Genomic DNA, 20,909 nt, shown 5'->3' with positions numbered 1-20,909 from the left:
GAACCGCTTGATGCCTGCGATCCTGATCATCGACGACAACGCCAGCGTGGGCACCGCGCTGGACGTGCTGTTCTCCCTGCACGACATTGACACCCTGCAGGCGCAGACGCCCGCCGACGGGTTGGCGCTGCTTGAATCACAGCCGGTCGACCTGGTCATCCAGGACATGAATTTCAGCGAGGACACCACCTCCGGCGAGGAAGGCGAGGCGCTGTTCGCGCAGATCCGCGCGCGCCATCCGGACCTGCCGGTGATCCTGCTCACGGCGTGGACCCATCTGAGCAGCGCCGTGGACCTGGTCAAGGCCGGTGCCGCCGACTACCTGGCCAAGCCGTGGGACGACCGCAAGCTGCTGACCACGGTCAACAACCTTCTGGAACTGTCCGAGGCACGCCGCGAACTGGACCGCCGGCGCGCGCGTGAACTGCGCCAGCGCGATGCACTGGAAGCGAAGTACGACCTGTGCGGTGCGGTGGTCGCCGACCCCGCCAGCGAGCGTGTCGTCACCTTGGCCTGCCAGGTTGCACGTTCGGAACTGCCGGTGCTGATCACCGGCCCCAACGGCGCCGGCAAGGAAAAAATCGCGCAGATCATCCAGGCCAACTCACTGGTCGCCAAGGGGCCGTTCGTCGCGGTCAACTGCGGCGCGCTGCCCTCCGAACTGATCGAAGCCGAACTGTTCGGCGCCGAAGCCGGTGCCTACACCGGTGCCAACAAGGCGCGCGAGGGCAAGTTCGAAGCTGCCGACGGCGGCACGCTGTTCCTCGACGAGATCGGCAACCTGTCGCTGGGCGGCCAGATGAAACTGCTGCGCGTGCTGGAGACCGGCCGCTTCGAACGCCTGGGCTCCAACCGCGAGCGCCAGGTCAAAGTCCGCGTGGTCAGCGCGACCAATGCGGACCTGCCAGCGATGATCCGCGACGGAACCTTCCGCGAAGACCTCTATTACCGCCTCAATACGGTGGAACTGGTGCTGCCGCCGCTGGCCGAACGCCCGGGCGACATCATGCCGCTGGCCGAGCGCTTCCTGACCGCCGGCAAGCCCCTGTCCAGTGCTGCCACCGCGGCGCTGCAGCGGCACCCGTGGCCGGGCAACGTGCGCGAACTGCGCAACGTGATCCAGCGCGCCGAACTGCTGGCCACCGGCAACCGCATCGACGTGGCCGATCTCAACCTGCCGCGCGCGGCCGTCGCTCCGCGCCCGGCACCCAGCGCAGGCAATGATCCCGACCGCGCACGCATCGAGGATGTCCTGGCGCGCAACCATGGCGTCATCGCCCAGGCTGCCGCCGAGCTCGGCCTGAGCCGCCAGGCGCTGTACCGGCGCATGGACCGCCACGGTATTCCGCGCGAATGAAACGGCGCTCGTTCACTTTCCGCCTGTTCCTGCGCCTGCTGCCGGTCTTGGCACTGGCTGCGGCACTGCCGTGGCTGCTGGCCTACTGGATGGACCATGGCTGGGTGGTGACCACGGTATCGGCGCTGATCCTGCTGTCACTGATGTGGTGGACCCTGCGCCGGGCGACAGCCCCGGTGCGGTCATTGATGCGGGCCCTGGCGGGCACGACCAGCAGCTATCGCGACGGCGAATACAACTTCGGTGTGCACTGGCCCGGCAATGACGAGCTCGGCGACCTGGTACAGGCACACCGCGAACTGGGCGATGTACTGCGTGAGCAGCGGCAGGGGCTGGTGCAGCGTGAGCTGCTGCTGGACACGATGGTGCAGAACACGCCGGTGGCCATGCTGCTGATCGCCTCCGGCGGTGATGGCATCGCCCGCGTGGTGTTCTCCAACCTGGCCGCGCGCAAACTGCTGCACGGCGGCTGGAAGCTGGAAGGCCAGCGTCTGGAAGATGTGCTGGAACAGGTACCGGTGGAACTGCGCGATGCCATCGCCCGCGGCGGCGACAGCCTGTTCGCGGTGCATGCCGAGGGCGAGGACGGCGATGAGGATGACGAGCAGGTCTACCACCTCTCGCGCCGCGCCTTCCAGCTCAACGGCCGCCCGCACGACCTGCTGCTGGTGCGGCTGCTGACCGCCGAACTGCGCCGCCAGGAGGTGCAGACCTGGAAGAAGGTGATCCGGGTGATCAGCCACGAGCTCAACAATTCACTGGCGCCGATCGCCTCGCTCGCCCACTCCGGCGGCGTGCTGGTGCAGCGTGAACGCTTCGACCGGCTGCCGGAGATCTTCACCACCATCGAGGACCGCGCGCGCCATCTGGAAGGCTTCATCCGCGGCTACGCACGCTTTGCCAAGCTGCCGCAGCCGCAACTGCAGACCGTGCACTGGGCACCGTTCCTGTCCAGCCTGCGCCAGCAGATTCCGTTCACCATGGAGCGCGAGCCGGACGAGGAGCTGAGCAGTCGCATGGACATCGCGCAGTTCGGACAGGCGTTGTTGAACCTGCTCAAGAACGCGCATGAAGCGTGCGCCGAAGCCGATCCACCCAACGACGATGTGCAGGTGCAGCTGACGCGGCTGCCGCAGTGGCTGCGCCTGGACGTGCTGGATCGCGGCAAGGGCATGAACGAGCAGGTGCTGCAGAACGCGCTGATGCCGTTCTATTCCACCAAGCGCAACGGCACCGGGCTGGGGTTGGCGTTGACCCGCGAGATCGTGGAAGCACACGGCGGGCGCGTGTCGCTGCAGAACCGCGGCGATGGTGGGTTGTGCGTGTCGATCCTGCTGCCGGTGGGCTGAGCGGGCCGATCGGGTGGATCCACGCCGTGCGTGGATGTGCCGACCAAGGTCGGCACCTACCAAACCTGCCGCATCGCCACCCGCAGGTGCATCGGAAACCCCAGCGCGGCCTCTTCGGCCATCACCGACTGCAGTCCGGCACCCCATTCTGCCTCCGGCACGGTGACGAACCCTTCGCTGGCATAGAAGTCGGCATTCCAGGGCACATCAGACAAGGTAGTCAGCACCGCTGCCGCGTAGCCCTCGGCCCTGGCCTGCGCCAACGCATGGCGCAACAACGCGCGACCATGACCCTGCCGCGCCTGCGCAGGATCCACATCCATCTGCAGCACGTGGAACTCACCGGCCAGTTCGCCGGCAAGCAGATAGCCGGCGATGCCACCGCCAGCCGCATCCACCACCCACAGCTGCCGGCGCTCAAGGCCTTCCTGCAGCGTCGGCAGGTCCAGGCCATGACCGGCAAATACCGGATAGGCCTCATGGCCCTTCAGCAGTTCACCGGCGCGCTGTTCGATCCCCGGCAGCACGCCGAGTTCATCGGCGCTTGGAACCCGTGGCTCAGGACTTCTTGATCGGGCGCTTCCAGCCATCGACGGTTTCCTGTCGTGCACGGGCCAACGTCAGCTTGCCGTCCGGCGCGTTGCGGGTGATGACCGAACCGGCGGCAATGGTCGCGCCGTCACCAATGGTCACCGGTGCTACCAGCGAACTGTTGGAGCCGATGAACGCGTTGTCGCCGATGGTGGTGGTCGACTTGTTCACACCGTCGTAGTTGCAGGTGATGGTGCCGGCACCGATGTTCACCTTGCTGCCGATCACCGCGTCACCCAGGTAGGTGAGATGGTTCGCCTTGCTGCCGACGCCGAGGGTGACCTTCTTGGTCTCGACGAAGTTGCCGACGTGCACGCCATCGGCCAGCACGGTACCCGGCCGCAGGCGTGCGAACGGCCCGATCTGCGCGGCACCTTCGGTCACCACGCCTTCCAGGTCGCAGTGCGCGCGCACCTCGGTGCCGGGCCCCAGGTTGACGTCCTTCAGCCGGTTGAACGGGCCGACGGTGACGCCGTCACCCAGCACGATGTGGCCTTCCAGCACAACATCAACATCGATCAGCACGTCGCTGCCGACGGTGACGGTGCCACGGATGTCGAGCCGCGCCGGGTCGCGCACACGTGCGCCCTGCGCGCACAGCGCACGTACCGCTCGACGCTGCCAGGCACGCTCCAGCTGCGACAGCTGCCACGGATCGTTCGCCCCTTCGGCTTCCTGCGCGTCGGCCACCAGCGCCATCTCGGCCGGGGTGTACTCGTGCGCGGCGAATGCGAACACGTCGGTCAGGTAGTACTCGCCCTGCGCATTGTGGTTGGACAGCTGCGACAGCCAGCGGCGCAGCGCAGTCGACTCGGCGGCGATGATGCCGGTGTTGATCGTGCGCACGCGCAGCTGGTCGTCGGTGGCGTCCTTCTGCTCGACGATGGAGCCGACCTTGCCTTCGGCATCGCGCAGCACCCGCCCGTAGCCGGTCGGATCATCGACTTCGGCCACCAGCACGGCCAGGCGGCCTGGCTGGGCCAGCAGGTGGCGCAGCGTGTCCGCGCGGATCAGCGGCACGTCGCCGTACAACACCAGCACCTGCGCCGCATCCGGCACTTCCGGCATCGCCTGCGCCACCGCATGGCCGGTGCCCAGCTGCTGCACCTGTTCGGCCCACAGCAGGTCGGGCTGGTCGGCGAAATGCTGGCGGACGGCTTCCCCGCCGTGCCCATACACCACGTGGATGGCGGCCGGCTGCAGTTCGCGCGCCGCGGCGATCACGTGGGCCAGCATCGGCTGGCCGGCAATCGGCTGCAGCACCTTGGGCAACACGGATTTCATGCGCTTTCCAGCGCCGGCGGCGAGGATGATGACGTGCAGGGCTTGGGTCATGGGAGCGGCGGTCCGTGGTTCGTTGCCGGTGATTCTAGAGCGTGGGCCGTTAACATGGGCATCCCTTTTCCTTCGCCAAGCTGATGAGCCTCGTCCGCCAGGGAAGCGCCTATCTCGCCATCGGAATCGTGCAGTTGCTGCTCGATTGGCTGGTGTTCGTGGCCGCCACCGCGCTGGGGATGCCGGTTGCTCCCGCCAACGTGATCGGACGCCTGGCCGGCATGCTGCTGGGCTTCTGGCTCAACGGCCGCTATACCTTTGCCGAGGCGGGCGCCCACAAACTGGGCTGGAAACGCTTTGCACGCTTCTTCGGGCTGTGGCTGCTGATGACGGCGGCAAGCACGCTGCTGGTGAGCCTGGTCGATCATGCGCTGGGCCTGCAGTACACCTGGCTGGCCAAGCCACTGGTGGAAGGTGCGCTGGCCTTCGTGTCGTTCCTGCTGATGCGCTACGTGGTGTATCGCTGAGACGAGGCGGGATTCGGGATGCCGGATTGGGATCGGGAACGGTAGAGTCGACTGTTGGTCGACTGCTCTTCCGTGAGGTCGCGAAAATCCCGCGCTGCGCGCGGTAGTCGACTAACAGTCGACTCTACCCAATCGGCTCTTCCCCGCTCCAAACAAAAACGCCGGCACAAGGCCGGCGTCTTCGTGGATGCAGCGCGTGAACCTCAGTGCTTGAGGGTCTTGCGCAGGCGTTCCAGGGCCTGCAGCTGGACAACAGCTTCAGCCAGCTTCTGCTGGGCTTCGGCCACTTCCATGGCTTCACCGCGGTTGGCCAGGATGCGCTCGGCTTCTTCCTTGGCCTTGCGGACCGAGGCTTCGTCAATGTCCTGCGCGCGGATCGCGGTGTCGGCCAGCACGGTCACCACCTGCGGCTGCACTTCCAGGATGCCGCCGGAAATGGCGAAATCCAGCTGCTCGCCGTTCGGCGTGGTCACCACCACCTTGCCCGGCTTCAGGCGGGTGATCAGCGGCGCGTGCTTGGGCGCGATGCCCAGTTCGCCCAGCTCACCGGTGGCCACGACCAGGGTCGCTTCGCCACGGAAGATTTCCTGCTCGGCGCTGACGATGTCGCAACGGATCGTGCTCATGCAAATCTCTTCGCTGTTCGCGGCGGCGCAATGCCACCGTGGGGGTCCACCGGCGCGGGCGGTTGCCCGGCGCCGGCGTCAGGTCGGGCAGGATCGCTCCCGCCCGTCCCGGATCAGGCCTTCTCGGCCATCTTCTTGGCCTTCTCGACCGCTTCTTCGATGCCGCCGACCATGTAGAACGCCTGCTCCGGCAGGTGGTCGTACTCGCCATCGACGATGGCCTTGAAGCCACGGATGGTGTCCTTCAGCGGCACGTACTTGCCCGGCGAACCGGTGAACACTTCGGCCACGTGGAACGGCTGGCTGAAGAAGCGCTCGATCTTACGGGCGCGCGACACGGCCTGCTTGTCCTCTTCGGACAGCTCGTCCATGCCCAGGATCGCGATGATGTCCTTCAGTTCCTTGTACTTCTGCAGGGTCTGCTGGACGCGCTGGGCGGTGTCGTAATGCTCGTGGCCGATGACCAGCGGGTCCATCTGGCGGCTGGTGGAGTCCAGCGGATCGACGGCCGGGTAGATACCCAGCGAGGCGATCGAACGCGACAGGGTGACGGTCGAGTCCAGGTGGGCGAAGGTGGTCGCCGGCGACGGGTCGGTCAGGTCGTCCGCGGGAACGTAGACGGCCTGGATCGAGGTGATCGAACCGTTCTTGGTCGAGGTGATGCGCTCCTGCAGGACGCCCATTTCCTCGGCCAGGGTCGGCTGGTAACCCACGGCCGACGGCATACGGCCCAGCAGGGCCGACACTTCGGTACCGGCCAGGGTGTAGCGGTAGATGTTGTCGACGAACAGCAGGACGTCCTTGCCCTTGCCGTTTTCGTCCTTCTCGTCGCGGAAGTACTCGGCCATGGTCAGGCCGGTCAGGGCGACGCGCAGACGGTTGCCCGGCGGCTCGTTCATCTGGCCGTACACCATCGCCACCTTGTCGAGGACGTTGGAGTCCTTCATTTCGTGGTAGAAGTCGTTGCCCTCACGGGTACGCTCACCCACGCCGGCGAACACGGACAGACCGCTGTGCGCCTTGGCGATGTTGTTGATCAGCTCCATCATGTTGACGGTCTTGCCGACGCCGGCGCCGCCGAACAGGCCGACCTTGCCGCCCTTGGCGAACGGGCACATCAGGTCGATGACCTTGATGCCGGTTTCCAGCAGCTCGGTGGCCGGGGACTGGTCCTCGTACGACGGCGCCGCACGGTGGATTTCCCAGTTGTCGCTGGCAGCCACCGGGCCGGCTTCGTCGATCGGACGGCCGAGCACGTCCATGATGCGGCCCAGGGTGCCGGCGCCGACCGGCACCGAGATGCCACGACCGGTGTTGGTGGCGACCAGGTTGCGCTTCAGGCCGTCGGTGGAACCGAGGGCGATGGTACGCACCACGCCGTCGCCCAGCTGCTGCTGGACTTCAAGGGTGATTTCGGTGTTGTCGACCTTCAGTGCGTCGTACACCTTCGGCACCGACTCACGCGGGAATTCGACGTCGACGACCGCGCCGATGATCTGAACGATCTTGCCCTGACTCATTGCTGCATCCTCTAAATGTGTGCTTTGAACGAACGCGGTCAGACTGCTGCCGCGCCGCCGACGATTTCGGAGATTTCCTGGGTGATCGCTGCCTGGCGCGCCTTGTTATAGACGAGCTGCAGGGTGCCGATCAGCTTGTTGGCGTTGTCGCTCGCCGCCTTCATCGCAACCATGCGTGCTGCATGCTCGGAGGCGACGTTTTCCAGCAGTGCCTGGTACACCAGCGACTCGATGTAACGCGTCATCACGTGCTCCAGCACGGTCGCGGCATCGGGTTCGTACAGGTAATCCCAGTCGTGGTGAGCGACCTGCTTCTCAGCCGGCGGCAGCGGCAGCAGCTGATCGAAGCTGGCCTTCTGCGTCATGGTGTTCACGAAGCGGTTGTAGACCAGGTACACGCGGTCGACCTTGCCTTCGGTGAAGGCGTCGAGCATGACCTTGATCACACCGATCAGCGATTCCAGCTTCGGCACGTCGCCGATGTGGGTCACGCTGCCGACCATGTTGACCTTCACGCGGCGGAAGAAGGTCGATGCCTTCTGGCCGATGGTCACCAGGTCCACTTCGGCACCCTTGTCCTGCCATGCCTTGGCTTCGCCCAGCATCTTGCGGAACAGGTTGTTGTTCAGGCCGCCAGCCAGGCCGCGATCGGAGGAGATCACGATGAACCCGACCCGCTTGACCTGCTCGCGCTCGACCAGGAACGGATGCTGGTAATCGGTGCTGGCCTGGGCCAGGTGGCCGATCACCTGCTTCATCGCCTGCGCGTACGGACGCGAGGTCTTCATCCGATCCTGCGCCTTGCGGATCTTGGAGGCCGAGACCATTTCCAGGGCGCGCGTCACCTTGCGGGTGTTCTGCACGCTCTTGATCTTGGTTTTGATTTCGCGTCCGCTTGCCATCTCTTGTTTCCCGTGGCGCGGGGCTGATGCCCCGCGTTGTTCAACCGTCTGAGCGGGGCGAGCCCCGCTCTACGAGCGCTGGATTACCAGCTGCCGGTGGTCTTGAACTCGGCGATGCCCTTCTTGAAGGCACCTTCGATGTCGTTGTCCCAACCGCCGGTGGCGTTGACCTTGCTGACCAGCTCGCCCTGGGTGTTGGCGAAGTGGGCGTGCAGGCCTTCTTCGAACGCCAGCAGCTTGTTGACCGGCACGTCGTCGAGGTAACCCTCGTTGACGGCGTAGATCGACAGCGCCTGGTTGGCGATCGACATCGGCGCGTACTGCTTCTGCTTCATCAGCTCGGTAACGCGCTGGCCACGCTCCAGCTGCTTGCGGGTCGCTTCGTCCAGGTCCGAGGCGAACTGCGCGAACGCAGCCAGCTCACGGTACTGGGCCAGCGAGATACGGATGCCGCCCGACAGCTTCTTGATGATCTTGGTCTGGGCCGAGCCACCGACGCGTGACACCGAGATACCGGCGTTCACGGCCGGGCGGATGCCGGCGTTGAACAGGTCGGTTTCCAGGAAGATCTGGCCGTCGGTGATCGAGATCACGTTGGTCGGAACGAAGGCGGACACGTCGCCGGCCTGGGTTTCGATGATCGGCAGCGCGGTCAGCGAACCGGTCTTGCCGGTGACCTTGCCTTCGGTGAACTTCTCGACGTATTCCTCGGACACGCGGGCAGCGCGCTCGAGCAGACGGGAGTGCAGGTAGAACACGTCACCCGGGTAGGCTTCACGGCCCGGCGGGCGCTTCAGCAGCAGCGAGATCTGGCGGTAGGCGACGGCCTGCTTGGACAGATCGTCGTACACGATCAGCGCGTCTTCGCCGCGGTCCATGAAGTACTCACCCATGGTGCAGCCCGAGTAGGCGCTGATGTACTGCATGGCAGCCGATTCGGAAGCGGTCGCGGCCACCACGATGGTGTGGGCCAGCGCGCCGTTCTCTTCCAGCTTGCGCACGATGTTGGCGATGGTCGACGCCTTCTGGCCGATCGCAACGTACACGCACTTGATGCCGGTGCCCTTCTGGTTGATCACCGCATCGATCGCCATCGCGGTCTTGCCGGTCTGGCGGTCGCCGATGATCAGCTCGCGCTGGCCACGGCCGATCGGGATCATGGCGTCAACCGACTTGTAACCGGTCTGCACCGGCTGGTCGACCGACTTGCGCCAGATCACGCCCGGAGCAACGCGCTCCACCGGAGCAGTCAGGTCGGTGCCCAGCGGGCCCTTGCCGTCGATCGGCTCGCCCAGCGCGTTCACGACGCGGCCCAGCAGTTCCGGACCGACCGGCACTTCCAGGATGCGGCCGGTGGTCTTGGCGACGTCACCTTCGCGCAGGTGCTCGTAGTCACCCAGCACCACGGCGCCGACCGAGTCGCGCTCCAGGTTCAGGGCCAGTGCGAAGGTGTTGTTCGGCAGTTCGATCATTTCGCCCTGCATCACGTCGGCCAGACCGAAGATGCGCACGATGCCGTCGGACACGCTGGTCACGGTGCCTTCGTTGCGCGATTCCGCGGCCAGCTTGACCTTCTCGATGCGGTTCTTGATCAGTTCGCTGATTTCGGAGGGGTTGAGCGTGGTTGCCATCGTCAAGTCCTAGTGCCGGCAGCGGGGCCGGACGTTAAATGAATTCAGTTAGCGAGCGCGGTCTGCAGACGGGCCAGCTTGCCCTTCAGCGAACCATCGATGACCACGTCGCCGGCGTCGATCACGGCGCCGCCGATCAGCGAGGCATCGACCGCGGTGGTCACGTCGACCTCGCGGTTGAAGCGCTTGCGCAGCGCGGCCTTGATCGCGTCCAGCTCACCGGCCGACAGTTCTGCGGCCGAGGTGACGGTGGCCTTGACCACGTGCTCGGCTTCGGCGCGCAGGGCGTCGAACATGCCGGAGATTTCCGGCAGCAGCGGCAGACGATGCGATTCGGCCAGGACGGCCAGGAAGCGCGAGTAGGTCTCGCCGTGGGACACCGGCGCCAGCAGGGCGACGGCGTCGTCACGACCCAGCTCCGGGTTGGCGAGCAGGGCCGCCACGCGCGGGTCGGCGGCGACGTGGGCGGAGAACGCCAGGGCGTCCGACCACGGCGCGAACGCGCCTTCGTCGCGCGCGGTCGCGAACGCGGCGCGGGCGTACGGGCGGGCAAGCGTGAGGGCCTGGCTCATCCTTAGATCTCCGAGGCCAGCTCGTCGAGCAGCGCCTTGTGGGCGTTGGCGTCGATTTCGCGCTTGAGCAGCTTTTCGGCACCGGTCACGGCCAGCGCGGACACCTGCTTGCGCAGATCTTCACGGGCACGGTTGGCGGCGGCGTCGATTTCAGCCTGGGCCAGTTCCTTCTGACGGGTGGCTTCGGTGATCGCTTCGTTGCGGGCAGCATCGACGATCTGGTTGGCACGTGCGTGGGCCTGATCGATGATCTCGTTGGCCTTGGTGCGTGCTTCCTTCAGCGCTTCGTTGACCTTCTCCTGCGCCTGGGCCAGATCTTTCTGGCTGCGGTCGGCAGCAGCGAGGCCTTCAGCAATCTTCTGCTGGCGCTCTTCGATCGCGTTCATCAGCGGCGGCCAGATCTTGGTCGCGATGATCCAGATCAGACCAGCGAAGGCGAGCGCCTGCGCAAGAAGGGTGAAATTGATATTCATGGTTAGCTCGATCGCTGGTTTCGGGGTGGACGCGCCGCCATAGCGGCGCATCCGGCCTTCATCCGAAACCGGGTGCATCAGCACCCGGTCGTCTCAAACCGCTGTATCAGCCGGCCAGAGCCTTGGTGACGGCGCCAGCAAAGGCAGCCGACAGCGGGTTGGCGAAGGCCAGCAGCAGGCCGACGGCGACCGAGATGATGAACGCGGCGTCGATCAGGCCGGCGGTGATGAACATGCGGACCTGCAGGACCGGGATCAGTTCCGGCTGGCGGGCGGCCGACTCCAGGAACTTACCAGCCATGATGGCCAGACCCAGACCGGCGCCCAGCGCGGCCAGGCCGATCATGATGCCGACGGCAAGGGCGGTGGAGCTCTGAATCTGCGCGAAGTTGGTCAGGACGGCGAAGTACATGGTTATCTCCAGGAACTTAAGTTGCTAAGGGTGATGAAACGGATGAAGGTTGAAACGCGTTGAAGCTTGAAACTCAGTGAGCGTCTTCCGACAGGCTCAGGTACACGATCGACAGCATCATGAAGATGAAGGCCTGCAGCGGGATCACCAGCAGGTGGAACAGCATCCAGCCGAGGCCGAACACACCACCGGCAATGGCACCGAAGAAACCGGCACCACCCAGCACCCAGATCAGCAGGAACACGATTTCGCCGCCGAACATGTTGCCGAACAGTCGCATCGCCAGCGAGATCGGCTTGCTCAGCCACTCGACGATGTTGAGGATCAGGTTGAACGGCATCATCCACTTGCCGAACGGCGCCGTCAGGAATTCCTTGATGAAGCCGCCCAGGCCCTTGGACTTGAGCGCGAAGAACAGCATCAGGAAGAACACGCTGATGGCCATGCCCAGGGTGGCATTGACGTCAGCGGTCGGCACCGGCTTCCAGTAGTGCACGCCCGCCCATTCCAGCGGCTTGGCGATGAAATCGGCCGGGATCATCTTCAGCAGATTCATCAGCAGAATCCAGAAGAAGATGGTGATGGCGATCGGCGTGACCAGCTTGCTCTTGCCGTGGTAGGTGTCCTTGGCCTGGCGGTCAACGAACTCCAGGCAGATTTCCACGAAGGCCTGCCACTTGCCCGGCACACCGGCGGTGGCCTTGCGGGTACCCAGCCAGAACGCGACCACGATCACCAGGCCCATCAGGACCGCAGTGAGGAAGGTATCGACGTGGATATGCCAGAACATCCCCTCGCCCTTGCCGACCGGTGCGGTCAGGTTCTGCAGGTGATGCTGGATGTAGCTGGTAGGGGTTAGAGCCTCGCCCGCCATGTGTCCGGAACCTTAGTTAATTGAATTCTGTCAACGCCTGGCCATCGCCAGGACCTGGAACATCAAGCCGACGGCGATACCGGCCAACAGCGCCAACGCAGGCAGCTTGAAGACCAGGAACCCCACCAGCAGGACGCCGAATACCACGACCCACTTGGCCACGATCGCAATGATCAGGCGAGCCATCGCCGATCCTGCTGCCACCGCTCCCCCGCTCAGTGCCATCCGCGCCGCCACCCAGCCACCGGCCGAAATGGCCACACCGGACGCCAGCGCGCCGAGGGCATATTTCGGACCCACCAGCAGGAAGGCCAGGGCCAGGACAGCGACCGCGGCCAGCGGGTAGACCGCGGCGCGCAGCATCAGTCGCCGACCCGCATCAACGGAGTTCAGCACAGGACGTCCCGCGTGGTTGCAAGTGGAGGGCTGAGGCGGCTACAGCAGGGGGGCCTCATCGAGCCGCCAAATTATAGCAATGGGACAATTTGCGAGACAACCGCTGCCTGTTCATCCCGGGAAGCCGCAAGTTGCGGTAACGGTTACATTTTTGCGTACCACCCGGGGGACAATGACGTCCGCGCCATGTTGCGGTGCAGTATTGAACTTTGGTCGCAGGCCGAGGAACTTTCGCCGGGTGCGCCGGTCCGATCTTTCGACCTGCCTGCAGCAACCTCGTCGACGCTTCGCCCCGCAGGTCCCACGATGGCCCCGAAGCCCGGCTCCGGGGCCATCTTTTTGCATCGTGGCGACAGCGCTGAACCGTGCACATCGCGTGGACCATACGTTCACGGATGGTGGACGCGCCTGTCCGGCACAGTGGATTTCATTCTGATGAACCACTGCAAGGACTCTTCGATGCGCTCCGTTCCCACCCTGCTCGCCCTCTCCCTGCTTGCCGCCGGCGCTTCGTTCGCCAGTGCCGCCCACGCCGCCGAAGGCGATGACCGCTTCGCCATCCGCCTGGGTGCGATGAACATCGACTCGGACAACACGCTCCGCGGCAGGACCAATGTGGCCGGCCAGGACATCGCCCTGGACCAGGACTTCAAGCTGGGGGGCAAGGAATGGGAGCCGCGCATCGACGGCATGTTCCGCATCAGCAACCGCCAGCGCCTGCTGTTCAACTACTTCAAGTACGACAAGGACCGTCGGGAGACGCTGGATCAGGGCATTTCCTTCGGCGGTGAGAACGTACCGGCCGGCAGCTTCGTGAAGGGTGAGCTGAAGTACCAGGTGGCCAGCCTGGTCTACGACTACTCTGTCGTTGATACCGACACCTTCGACCTGGGCCTGCAGATCGGTGGTGAGTACGCCAAGGTCAGCACCAAGGGCTATGCCGACCTGGGCACCGTGTACGAAGGCCAGTTCCTCAACGAGAAGGCCGACGGCATCGCACCTGTGGTGGGTGCGCGCATGACCTTCACCCCGTCCGAGCGCTGGATGATCACGCTGCAGGGCCAGTACCTGAACACCCGCTGGGGCAGCTTCGATGACTACAAGGGCGACCTGAGCCGCGCCAATGCCATCGTCGATTACCGCTTCACCAAGAACTTCGGCGTGTTCGCCGGCTACGACTGGTTCAAGCTGGACGTGGACAAGAAGGGCAGCGACGGCACCGTCGGCCTGAAGCAGGAATTCAAGGGTCCGGTGGCCGGCATCAGCTTCGTGTTCTGATCCCCCGTCCCTTCCACGGCACTCTCTCTCCTGACGCGGCCTCCGGAACATCGGGGCCGCGTTTTTTGTTTGCAACGCAGAGCTCTGGGTAGAGTCGGCTGGGTAGAGTCGACTGTTAGTCGACTATCACGCGCAGCGCGGGGGTTTCGCGATCTGATGGGAGAGCAGTCGACTAACAGTCGACTCTACCCCGTCGACTCTATCCCGCCGAGGCCACGCACAAAAAACCCGGCTTTCGCCGGGTTTTTCGTCTACATCACGCGGGCGCCTTACTTCTTCTTCTTCGGCATGTACAGATCGGTGATCGTGCCGTCGTAGATTTCCGAGGCCATCGCCACCGATTCGCTCAGCGTCGGGTGGGCATGGATGGTGTGGCCGATGTCTTCGGCTTCGGCCCCCATCTCGATGGCCAGGCCGATCTCGGCCAGCAGGTCACCGGCATGCACGCCGACGATGGCACCACCGATGATGCGGTGGGTCTCTTCGTCGAAGATCAGCTTGGTGAAGCCTTCGGTACGGCCGATGCCGATCGCGCGACCGCTGGCGGCCCACGGGAACTTGGCCACGCCCACCTTCAGGCCCTTGGCCTTGGCTTCGGTCTCGGTCACGCCCACCCAGGCGATTTCCGGGTTGGTGTAGGCCACCGACGGAATCACCCGGGCCACCCACTCCTTCTTGTGGCCAGCCGCCACTTCAGCGGCCAGCTTGCCTTCGTGCGTGGCCTTGTGGGCCAGCATCGGGTTACCGACGATGTCACCGATGGCAAAGATGTGCGGCACGTTGGTGCGCATCTGGCGGTCAACCGGGATGAAGCCACGGTCAGTGACCTGCACGCCGGCCTTCTCGGCATCGATCTTCTTGCCGTTCGGCGAGCGGCCCACGGCCACCAGCACGCGGTCGAAGGTGCCCTGCACCAACGCGGGCGTCTGGCCTTCCTCGGCGGCTTCGAAGGTGACGGTGATGCCCTTGGCATCGGCAGTGACGCCCGAGGCCTTGGTCTTCAGGTGCACTTCGATGCCCTGCTTCTTCAGGCGGTCTGCCAGCGGCTTGACCAGGTCCTTGTCGGCACCCGGCATCAGCTGGTCCATGAACTCGACCACGGTGACCTTGCTGCCCAGCGCACCATATACGGTGGCCATTTCCAGGCCGATGATGCCGCCGCCGACAACCAGCAGCGAGCCCGGCACTTCGGCCAGCTCCAGCGCGTCGGTGGAATCCATCACGCGCTTGTCGTCCCACGGGAAGTTCGGCAGCTTCACCGCCTGCGAACCGGCGGCGATGATGCACTTCTGGAAGCGCAGCAGCTGAGTGCTGCCGTCAGCGGCGGTGATTTCCAGCTCGTTGGCCGACACGAACCTGCCGACGCCCTGCACGCTGCGGACCTTGCGCTGCTTGGCCATGCCGGCCAGGCCCTTGGTCAGCTGGTTGACGACCTTTTCCTTGTACTGGCGCAGCTTGTCCAGAGTGATGGTCGGCTTGCCGAATTCGACGCCGAAATCACCGGCATGGGCCACTTCGTCGATCACCGCTGCAGCGTGCAGCAGGGCCTTGGACGGAATGCAGCCCACATTGAGGCAGACGCCGCCGAGGCTGGCGTAGCGCTCGACCAGCACCGTATCCAGGCCGACGTCGGCGGCGCGGAAGGCGGCGGTATAGCCACCCGGGCCCGAGCCCAGCACGACCATTTCGCATTCGATGTCGGCCGGCTTGCCGCTGGACAGCGCCGGCTTCGGTGCCGCCGGCTCGGCAGGGGCGCGGTGCGACGGGGTCACCGGCGGCTTGCTGGCCGGGGCGGCTGCCGCCGGGGCCGGCGCAGCGGCCTTGGCCGGGGCCTCAGCGGCGCCTTCAGCGTCCAGCACCACGACCACGGCGCCTTCGGAGAGGGTGTCACCCAGCTTGACCTTGATTTCCTTGACCACGCCGGCGGCCGAGGACGGCACTTCCAGGGTGGCCTTGTCCGATTCCAGGGTCACCAGGCCCTGGTCCTTCTTCACCGTGTCGCCGACGGCGACCAACACTTCGATCACCGGCACATCGCTGTAATCGCCGATGTCGGGAACCTTGACTTCAATCGTGGCCATGGTGGTTTTCCTCGTGCCCGGCCGACGTGGCCGGCGGGCTGTCACTGCATCTGTTCACGCGGCCGCGCCAGGGGCAGCGGCCGCACGGTGGGGGGCGAAGCGGTGCCTTACAGCAGCACGCGGCGCATGTCGGCCAGTACCTGCGACAGGTACGTGGTGAAGCGTGCGGCCAGAGCGCCGTCGATGACGCGGTGGTCGTAGCTCAGCGACAGCGGCAGCATCAGCTTCGGCGCGAATTCCTTGCCATTCCAGACCGGCTGGATGGACGACTTGGAGACGCCCAGGATGGCCACTTCCGGTGCATTGACGATCGGGGTGAACGCGGTGCCACCGATGCCGCCCAGCGAGCTGATCGAGAAGCAGCCGCCGCTCATGTCGGCCGGGCCCAGCTTGCCGTCGCGTGCCTTCTTGGCCAGTTCGCCGGTTTCCTGCGCGATCTGCACCACGCCCTTCTTGTCCACGTCGCGGATGACAGGCACGACCAGGCCGTTCGGCGTATCGGCGGCGAAGCCGATGTGGAAATACTTCTTCAGGGTCAGGTTTTCACCGCTGGCATCGAGCGAGGCGTTGAACTCCGGGAACTTCTTCAGCGCCGCGGCGCTGGCCTTGATCAGGAAGGCAAGCATGGTCAGCTTGATGCCGGCCTTCTCGTTTTCCTTGTTCAGTGCCACGCGCAGGCCTTCCAGGTCGGTGATGTCGGCCTGCTCGAACTGGGTGACGTGCGGGATCATCGCCCAGTTGCGGGCCAGGTTCGCACCCGAGATCTTCTTGATGCGCGACAGCGGCTGGACTTCGGTCTCGCCGAACTTGCTGAAGTCGACCTTCGGCCACGGCAGCAGGTTCAGGCCACCACCGGCAGCGGCAGCAGCACCGCCGGCAGCCGGCACGCCACCGCTGAGTGCGGCCTTGACGAACTTCTGCACGTCACCCTTGGTGATGCGGCCGCCCTTCTCGGTGCCGCTGATCTGCAGCAGGTCCACGCCCAGCTCGCGGGCGAACACGCGCACGGCCGGGGTGGCATAGGGCACCTTGGCCGGCAGCACGCCATCGGCGTTGAACTGCACCGGCGGGCTGGACGGGGCGCCGGCGGAGGCGATCTCGCGGGCGGCGAGCTTGTCCGGCTGCGCCGGAACGGCGACCGGCTCGACCTTGGTGGCGGTCTCGGCAGCGGCCGGTGCGGCGGCAGCGGCGGCCTTGCTCGGGGCCGGCGCGGCGGCGCCTTCGGCCTCGATGATGGCAACCACGGCACCCTGCGAGAGAGTGTCGCCGACCTTGACCTTCAGCTCCTTGACCACGCCAGCAACCGAGGACGGCACTTCCATGGTGGCCTTGTCGCTTTCCAGCGTGACCAGGCCCTGGTCCTTCTTCACCGTGTCGCCCACGGCGACCAGCACCTCAATGACCGGAATGTCGGTGTAATCGCCGATGTCCGGGACCAGGGCTTCAACGGCACCGCCGCTGGCAGCCGGAGCAGCTGCGGCCGGGGCCGGCGCGCTCTGGGTAGCGGCAACCGGGGCAGCGGCCTTGGCCGGCGCCGGCGCGGCAGCCGTCGGCTTGGCGGCTTCGGCTTCGCCTTCAGCCACTTCGATCAGCGCCACGACCTTGCCCTCGGACAGGCTGTCACCGACCTTGACCTTCAGTTCCTTCACCACACCTGCGACGGAGGACGGCACCTCCATCGTGGCCTTGTCGCTTTCCAGCGTCACCAGGCCCTGGTCCTTCTTGACCGTGTCGCCAACGGCGACAAGCACCTCGATTACCGGGATATCGCTGTAGTCACCGATATCGGGGACAAGTGCTTCCTTGATTTCGGCCATGGGGATAACTCCGGCAATCTGGTGTAGGGAAACGTCTATTGTGCGGCCAGCGGGGGCCAGCGCCAACCGTTACAGGTGTTTTCAGTACGCACGCAGCCGGGACACGCTGTTGCCCATGGGGTGCGGCCACGACCAGTCGGTGGCGTATTGTCCGGACGATGTCCGCTTCATGTCGCCAGTGCGTCGGCCACCGGCTGCCAGGCCTGGCGCAGGCGCGGCAATGACCATGCCGCATTGGCCGGGCTGGTGGAGGGCAGCGCCAGCAGCTGCGGCGCGGCGTCCAACCGTGGCAGCACCCAGCGCTGCAAGGCCTGGAATGCGGCGCCGCCATTGCAACCGATCAGCTCCAGCTCAGGAAGGGAAGCGATCAGTTCCGGCAACGCATTGGCCACTTCCGTGCCACGCACGATGTCCGCATCCAGGCTGCCGCGTCGCTCGCAGCGGCCGATCACATCCCACAGGCCGATGCCCGCGGCGTTCAATGCCTGCAGCCGCTGTGCATACGGCAGGGCCGCATCAAACCCGCAGATATCGGCCAGCAACGGCCAGAAACGATTGCGTGGATGGGCGTAGTAGCGCTGCTCCTGCAATGACGCCGCGCCCGGCATCGAGCCCAGCAGCAGCACCCGGCAATCTGGTTTCACCTGCGCTTGCAGGCCGATGCACATCGTCGCCGCGCTCACATCTTCTCCAACTGAATGAATGTCACCCATCGCCGAAAACACCATGAATAGAGGCTTCCCGCGCTGCTCGCTGAACAAGGCAAACCAATTTTTAACGCGCGTCGGATTCGATTCATGTTGAGGCGACTACGGTGTGCTCGCCCCGCAACCGGGGGCCCAAAACAAGAAACATTAGGAGATACCCCCATGCGCTCCATCCGTATCCTGAGTCTCGCCCTGCTGACCTCCGCCGCGTTCGCGCCGGCCGCTTTCGCCCAGGACAGCAGCAGCACCGATACCGCTTCGGGCAAGCATTTTGCCGTTGTTGGCGGCATCTCGCTGCTGGAACCGAAGAACGACCCGATCACCGGCGTGAAGAAGACCGATGGCGGCCCGGCGCCGACCGTCAGCTTCAGCTACTACATCAACGACAACTGGGCCGTTGAACTGTGGGGCGCTGCCGACAAGTTCGAAAACAAGTTCAAGGGCCCGAACAATGCCCGCCTGGGCTCGGTCGAGCAGCAGCCGATCGCGCTGAGCGGCCAGTACCACTTCGGCCAGGCTGACAACGTGTTCCGTCCGTTCGTGGGCGTGGGCTACTACCAGTCGAGCTTCAGCAACGAGAAGCTGGGCAACGGCGCCGACACCGACATCCGCTTCAAGGATGCCAAGGGCGTGATCGGCACCGTCGGCGTCGACATGAACATCAATTCCACCTGGTTCGCCCGTGCTGATGCCCGCTACATGCGCGCCCGCCCGGACATCAAGGTGGGCGGCGAGAAGATCGGCGAAGCCAAGATGGATCCGTGGACCGTCGGCTTCGGCATCGGCGCCCGCTTCTGATCCAGGCTGCACATGCGTCATTGATGTAACGCGACGGGCCCTGCGGGGCCCGTCGTCGTTTCCGTCACCCGCGTTCCGCCTGTAGGCCCGAGCCCATGCCCGGCTGCTTTTTTGTAGAGTCGAGCTTGCCCGGCCACCCGGAAAGCAGCCGGGCATGGGCTCGGCTCTACATAAACAGGACACGGAGGCGCAATGGACGACGTCGACCTGCTGGTGATCGGTGGCGGCATCAACGGTGCCGGCATCGCCCGTGATGCGGCCGGCCGTGGCCTGCGGGTGATCCTGTGCGAACAGCACGACCTGGCCGCGCACACCTCCAGCGCCAGCAGCAAACTGATCCACGGCGGTCTGCGCTATCTGGAACAGGGCGAACTCGGCCTTGTGCGCAAGGCGCTCGGGGAACGCGAGGTGGTGCGCGGGCAGGCGCCGCATCTGGTCCACCCATTGCGCTTCGTACTGCCCTGGGAACCGCACCTGCGCCCGCGCTGGATGCTGCGCATCGGGCTGTGGCTGTACGACCACCTGGGGCGGCGCAGTCCCGCCTTTCCACCCTCGCGCGGCGTCGACCTGCAGCGTGACCCGCTCGGCCACTGGCTCTCCGCCACGTCGCGCCAAGCCTTCAGCTACGCCGATGCGCAGGTCGATGACGCACGGCTGGTGGTGCTCAACGCATTGGATGCCGCCCAGCGGGGTGCACAGGTGCAGGTGGGCAGCCGCTGCATCGAACTGCGCCCCGTGCAGGGCCGTTGGCAGGCCGTGCTGGAAACCTGCGACGGCCGACGGCAGAGCGTGACTGCGCGTGCCGTGGCCAATGCCGCAGGCCCGTGGGCGGGCGGATTGCTGGAGCGGATGCAGGCGCGCAGCGGTGGCTCCGCGCTGCGCCTGGTGCAGGGCAGCCACATCGTACTGCGTCGGCCCTGGCCCGACGACAGTGCGTGCCTGCTGCAGCAGCCCGATGGCCGCGTGGTGTTCCTGCTGCCCTTCGCCCACGACCATCTGCTGGTCGGCACCACCGATACCGACTACCACGGCGATCCGGCGCGTTGCAGCGTGCTGCCTTCGGAGGTGACCTACCTGTGCGAGGCCGCCAACCGCTACCTGCGCGAACCGATCAGCCCCGGCGATGTGGTCTGGCAGTTCGCAGGGATTCGCCCGCTGCTGGCCGACCCGGACCCGCGTGCGGCGAAGCTGAGCCGCGATTACCGCCTGCAGCTGCAGTCCGACCCGGCACCCGCACTGCACGTGCTGGGCGGCAAACTCACCACCTACCGGGTGCTGGCCGAGGAAGCACTGGCACGGTTGCGCCCCGCCCTGCCGCAGATGGGAGCAGCGTGGACGGCCACAGGCGACCCGCTGCCCGGCAGCGACTGGGGCGATGCCGCACAGGCCTGCGTGCGCCTGCGGGCACTGGCACCGTGGTTGCCCTTGGATACCGCGCGACGCTGGGCTGCGGCCTACGGCAGCCGCAGCGCGACGCTGCTGCGGGATGTGCAGGGGCCGGAGGATCTTGGCGAGGACTTCGGTGCGGGCCTGCATGCGCGCGAGGTGGCCTTCCTGCGCGACCACGAATGGGCGCGCAGCGCCGACGACGTGCTGTGGCGACGCAGCAAGCTGGGCCTGCGGCTGGATGCTGCGCAGGTGGCACGGCTGCAGGCGTGGATGGAGCAACGGTAGCGCCGGGCATGGCCCGGCCCTGCCGATGCTTTAGGATTTCCCCATCGCT

20 protein-coding genes are annotated in these 20,909 nt (G+C 65.7%); 6 read left to right on the top strand and 14 right to left on the bottom strand.

Going from position 1 to position 20,909, the window contains the following annotated elements; all coding sequences use genetic code 11:
• Positions 1-10 precede the first annotated feature (10 nt).
• Both AC5P8Z_RS11430 and AC5P8Z_RS11425 read left to right on the top strand, forming a co-directional pair.
• Positions 11-1,357: a sigma-54-dependent transcriptional regulator gene (locus tag AC5P8Z_RS11430; protein ID WP_495229062.1), complete on the top strand. Its 1,347-nt coding sequence runs from the start codon at positions 11-13 to the stop codon at positions 1,355-1,357.
• Positions 1,354-2,706: a sensor histidine kinase gene (locus AC5P8Z_RS11425; RefSeq protein WP_495229061.1), complete on the top strand. Its 1,353-nt coding sequence runs from the start codon at positions 1,354-1,356 to the stop codon at positions 2,704-2,706. Before AC5P8Z_RS11430 ends, AC5P8Z_RS11425 begins: the two co-directional genes overlap by 4 nt.
• Before the next feature lie 56 nt (positions 2,707-2,762).
• Here AC5P8Z_RS11425 and AC5P8Z_RS11420 read toward each other — a convergent pair whose 3' ends face one another.
• Both AC5P8Z_RS11420 and glmU read right to left on the bottom strand, forming a co-directional pair.
• Positions 2,763-3,296, bottom strand: coding sequence for a GNAT family N-acetyltransferase (locus AC5P8Z_RS11420; RefSeq protein WP_495229060.1), 534 nt, complete (start codon positions 3,294-3,296; stop codon positions 2,763-2,765).
• A complete protein-coding gene (gene glmU, locus AC5P8Z_RS11415; protein WP_295567029.1) occupies positions 3,265-4,632 on the bottom strand; it encodes a bifunctional UDP-N-acetylglucosamine diphosphorylase/glucosamine-1-phosphate N-acetyltransferase GlmU in 1,368 nt (455 codons plus the stop codon). The genes AC5P8Z_RS11420 and glmU overlap by 32 nt, the downstream gene beginning before the upstream one ends.
• A gap of 83 nt (positions 4,633-4,715) precedes the next feature.
• On the opposite strand from glmU, the gene AC5P8Z_RS11410 reads away from it, so the two are divergent.
• Positions 4,716-5,099, top strand: coding sequence for a GtrA family protein (locus tag AC5P8Z_RS11410; RefSeq protein ID WP_295567031.1), 384 nt, complete (start codon positions 4,716-4,718; stop codon positions 5,097-5,099).
• Positions 5,100-5,302: 203 nt separating this feature from the next.
• Here AC5P8Z_RS11410 and AC5P8Z_RS11405 read toward each other — a convergent pair whose 3' ends face one another.
• From AC5P8Z_RS11405 to AC5P8Z_RS11365, 9 genes are all read right to left on the bottom strand, one after another.
• The gene (locus AC5P8Z_RS11405) at positions 5,303-5,725 is read right to left on the bottom strand and encodes a F0F1 ATP synthase subunit epsilon (RefSeq protein WP_005411127.1); all 423 of its coding nucleotides are present in this window, start codon (positions 5,723-5,725) and stop codon (positions 5,303-5,305) included.
• A 113-nt stretch (positions 5,726-5,838) separates the two neighbouring features.
• Positions 5,839-7,245 (bottom strand): F0F1 ATP synthase subunit beta, encoded by a 1,407-nt coding sequence (gene atpD, locus AC5P8Z_RS11400; protein WP_049429233.1) that lies wholly within the window; start codon positions 7,243-7,245, stop codon positions 5,839-5,841.
• A 38-nt stretch (positions 7,246-7,283) separates the two neighbouring features.
• Complete coding sequence (gene atpG / locus AC5P8Z_RS11395) at positions 7,284-8,147, bottom strand: F0F1 ATP synthase subunit gamma (protein WP_006471334.1); 864 nt, start codon at positions 8,145-8,147, stop codon at positions 7,284-7,286.
• An 83-nt stretch (positions 8,148-8,230) separates the two neighbouring features.
• Positions 8,231-9,778: a F0F1 ATP synthase subunit alpha gene (gene atpA, locus AC5P8Z_RS11390; protein WP_008266965.1), complete on the bottom strand. Its 1,548-nt coding sequence runs from the start codon at positions 9,776-9,778 to the stop codon at positions 8,231-8,233.
• A 44-nt stretch (positions 9,779-9,822) separates the two neighbouring features.
• Positions 9,823-10,350, bottom strand: coding sequence for a F0F1 ATP synthase subunit delta (locus tag AC5P8Z_RS11385; protein WP_286069985.1), 528 nt, complete (start codon positions 10,348-10,350; stop codon positions 9,823-9,825).
• Between the two features lie 2 nt (positions 10,351-10,352).
• Positions 10,353-10,823, bottom strand: a complete 471-nt coding sequence (locus AC5P8Z_RS11380; RefSeq protein ID WP_005419512.1) for a F0F1 ATP synthase subunit B — start codon at positions 10,821-10,823, stop codon at positions 10,353-10,355.
• Between the two features lie 106 nt (positions 10,824-10,929).
• A complete protein-coding gene (gene atpE, locus AC5P8Z_RS11375; RefSeq protein WP_005411133.1) occupies positions 10,930-11,235 on the bottom strand; it encodes a F0F1 ATP synthase subunit C in 306 nt (101 codons plus the stop codon).
• Between the two features lie 73 nt (positions 11,236-11,308).
• Positions 11,309-12,109, bottom strand: coding sequence for a F0F1 ATP synthase subunit A (atpB, locus tag AC5P8Z_RS11370; RefSeq protein WP_057500511.1), 801 nt, complete (start codon positions 12,107-12,109; stop codon positions 11,309-11,311).
• Between the two features lie 30 nt (positions 12,110-12,139).
• Positions 12,140-12,505: a hypothetical protein gene (locus AC5P8Z_RS11365; protein WP_006471338.1), complete on the bottom strand. Its 366-nt coding sequence runs from the start codon at positions 12,503-12,505 to the stop codon at positions 12,140-12,142.
• A 459-nt stretch (positions 12,506-12,964) separates the two neighbouring features.
• Here AC5P8Z_RS11365 and AC5P8Z_RS11360 point away from each other — a divergent pair, with 459 nt between their 5' ends.
• Positions 12,965-13,783, top strand: coding sequence for a hypothetical protein (locus AC5P8Z_RS11360; protein WP_286069988.1), 819 nt, complete (start codon positions 12,965-12,967; stop codon positions 13,781-13,783).
• Between the two features lie 269 nt (positions 13,784-14,052).
• On the opposite strand, the gene lpdA is transcribed toward AC5P8Z_RS11360, so the two are convergent.
• From lpdA to AC5P8Z_RS11345, 3 genes are all read right to left on the bottom strand, one after another.
• The gene (lpdA, locus tag AC5P8Z_RS11355) at positions 14,053-15,864 is read right to left on the bottom strand and encodes a dihydrolipoyl dehydrogenase (RefSeq protein WP_495229059.1); all 1,812 of its coding nucleotides are present in this window, start codon (positions 15,862-15,864) and stop codon (positions 14,053-14,055) included.
• 107 nt (positions 15,865-15,971) lie between these two features.
• A complete protein-coding gene (gene aceF, locus AC5P8Z_RS11350) occupies positions 15,972-17,681 on the bottom strand; it encodes a dihydrolipoyllysine-residue acetyltransferase (protein WP_495229058.1) in 1,710 nt (569 codons plus the stop codon).
• Positions 17,682-17,848: 167 nt separating this feature from the next.
• On the bottom strand, positions 17,849-18,364 hold the full coding sequence (locus AC5P8Z_RS11345) for a DNA-deoxyinosine glycosylase (protein ID WP_286069991.1): 516 nt from the start codon (positions 18,362-18,364) through the stop codon (positions 17,849-17,851).
• Between the two features lie 186 nt (positions 18,365-18,550).
• Here AC5P8Z_RS11345 and AC5P8Z_RS11340 point away from each other — a divergent pair, with 186 nt between their 5' ends.
• On the top strand, positions 18,551-19,186 hold the full coding sequence (locus AC5P8Z_RS11340) for an OmpW/AlkL family protein (protein WP_133935633.1): 636 nt from the start codon (positions 18,551-18,553) through the stop codon (positions 19,184-19,186).
• A 192-nt stretch (positions 19,187-19,378) separates the two neighbouring features.
• Positions 19,379-20,860 carry a glycerol-3-phosphate dehydrogenase gene (gene glpD / locus AC5P8Z_RS11335; RefSeq protein WP_495229057.1) on the top strand — a complete coding sequence of 494 codons (1,482 nt, stop codon included), beginning with the start codon at positions 19,379-19,381 and terminating at the stop codon, positions 20,858-20,860.
• Positions 20,861-20,909 lie beyond the last annotated feature (49 nt).

This window comes from Stenotrophomonas sp. YJH_SMC_17 (assembly GCF_059371655.1).
Note: the sequence above shows the minus strand (reverse complement) of the source record. Positions and strands in the feature narration are given on the sequence as shown.

Coding starts and splice junctions, on each gene's coding strand:
- lpdA (WP_495229059.1), bottom strand. CDS start 15,864: ATGGCCACGATTGAAGTCAAGGTTCCCGACATCGGCGATTACAGCGAT.
- glpD (WP_495229057.1), top strand. CDS start 19,379: ATGGACGACGTCGACCTGCTGGTGATCGGTGGCGGCATCAACGGTGCC.
- AC5P8Z_RS11340 (WP_133935633.1), top strand. CDS start 18,551: ATGCGCTCCATCCGTATCCTGAGTCTCGCCCTGCTGACCTCCGCCGCG.
- glmU (WP_295567029.1), bottom strand. CDS start 4,632: ATGACCCAAGCCCTGCACGTCATCATCCTCGCCGCCGGCGCTGGAAAG.
- atpA (WP_008266965.1), bottom strand. CDS start 9,778: ATGGCAACCACGCTCAACCCCTCCGAAATCAGCGAACTGATCAAGAAC.
- aceF (WP_495229058.1), bottom strand. CDS start 17,681: ATGGCCGAAATCAAGGAAGCACTTGTCCCCGATATCGGTGACTACAGC.
- AC5P8Z_RS11360 (WP_286069988.1), top strand. CDS start 12,965: ATGCGCTCCGTTCCCACCCTGCTCGCCCTCTCCCTGCTTGCCGCCGGC.
- AC5P8Z_RS11385 (WP_286069985.1), bottom strand. CDS start 10,350: ATGAGCCAGGCCCTCACGCTTGCCCGCCCGTACGCCCGCGCCGCGTTC.
- atpG (WP_006471334.1), bottom strand. CDS start 8,147: ATGGCAAGCGGACGCGAAATCAAAACCAAGATCAAGAGCGTGCAGAAC.
- AC5P8Z_RS11380 (WP_005419512.1), bottom strand. CDS start 10,823: ATGAATATCAATTTCACCCTTCTTGCGCAGGCGCTCGCCTTCGCTGGT.
- AC5P8Z_RS11420 (WP_495229060.1), bottom strand. CDS start 3,296: ATGGCTGGAAGCGCCCGATCAAGAAGTCCTGAGCCACGGGTTCCAAGC.
- AC5P8Z_RS11425 (WP_495229061.1), top strand. CDS start 1,354: ATGAAACGGCGCTCGTTCACTTTCCGCCTGTTCCTGCGCCTGCTGCCG.
- AC5P8Z_RS11405 (WP_005411127.1), bottom strand. CDS start 5,725: ATGAGCACGATCCGTTGCGACATCGTCAGCGCCGAGCAGGAAATCTTC.
- atpE (WP_005411133.1), bottom strand. CDS start 11,235: ATGTACTTCGCCGTCCTGACCAACTTCGCGCAGATTCAGAGCTCCACC.
- AC5P8Z_RS11410 (WP_295567031.1), top strand. CDS start 4,716: ATGAGCCTCGTCCGCCAGGGAAGCGCCTATCTCGCCATCGGAATCGTG.
- atpD (WP_049429233.1), bottom strand. CDS start 7,245: ATGAGTCAGGGCAAGATCGTTCAGATCATCGGCGCGGTCGTCGACGTC.
- atpB (WP_057500511.1), bottom strand. CDS start 12,109: ATGGCGGGCGAGGCTCTAACCCCTACCAGCTACATCCAGCATCACCTG.
- AC5P8Z_RS11430 (WP_495229062.1), top strand. CDS start 11: ATGCCTGCGATCCTGATCATCGACGACAACGCCAGCGTGGGCACCGCG.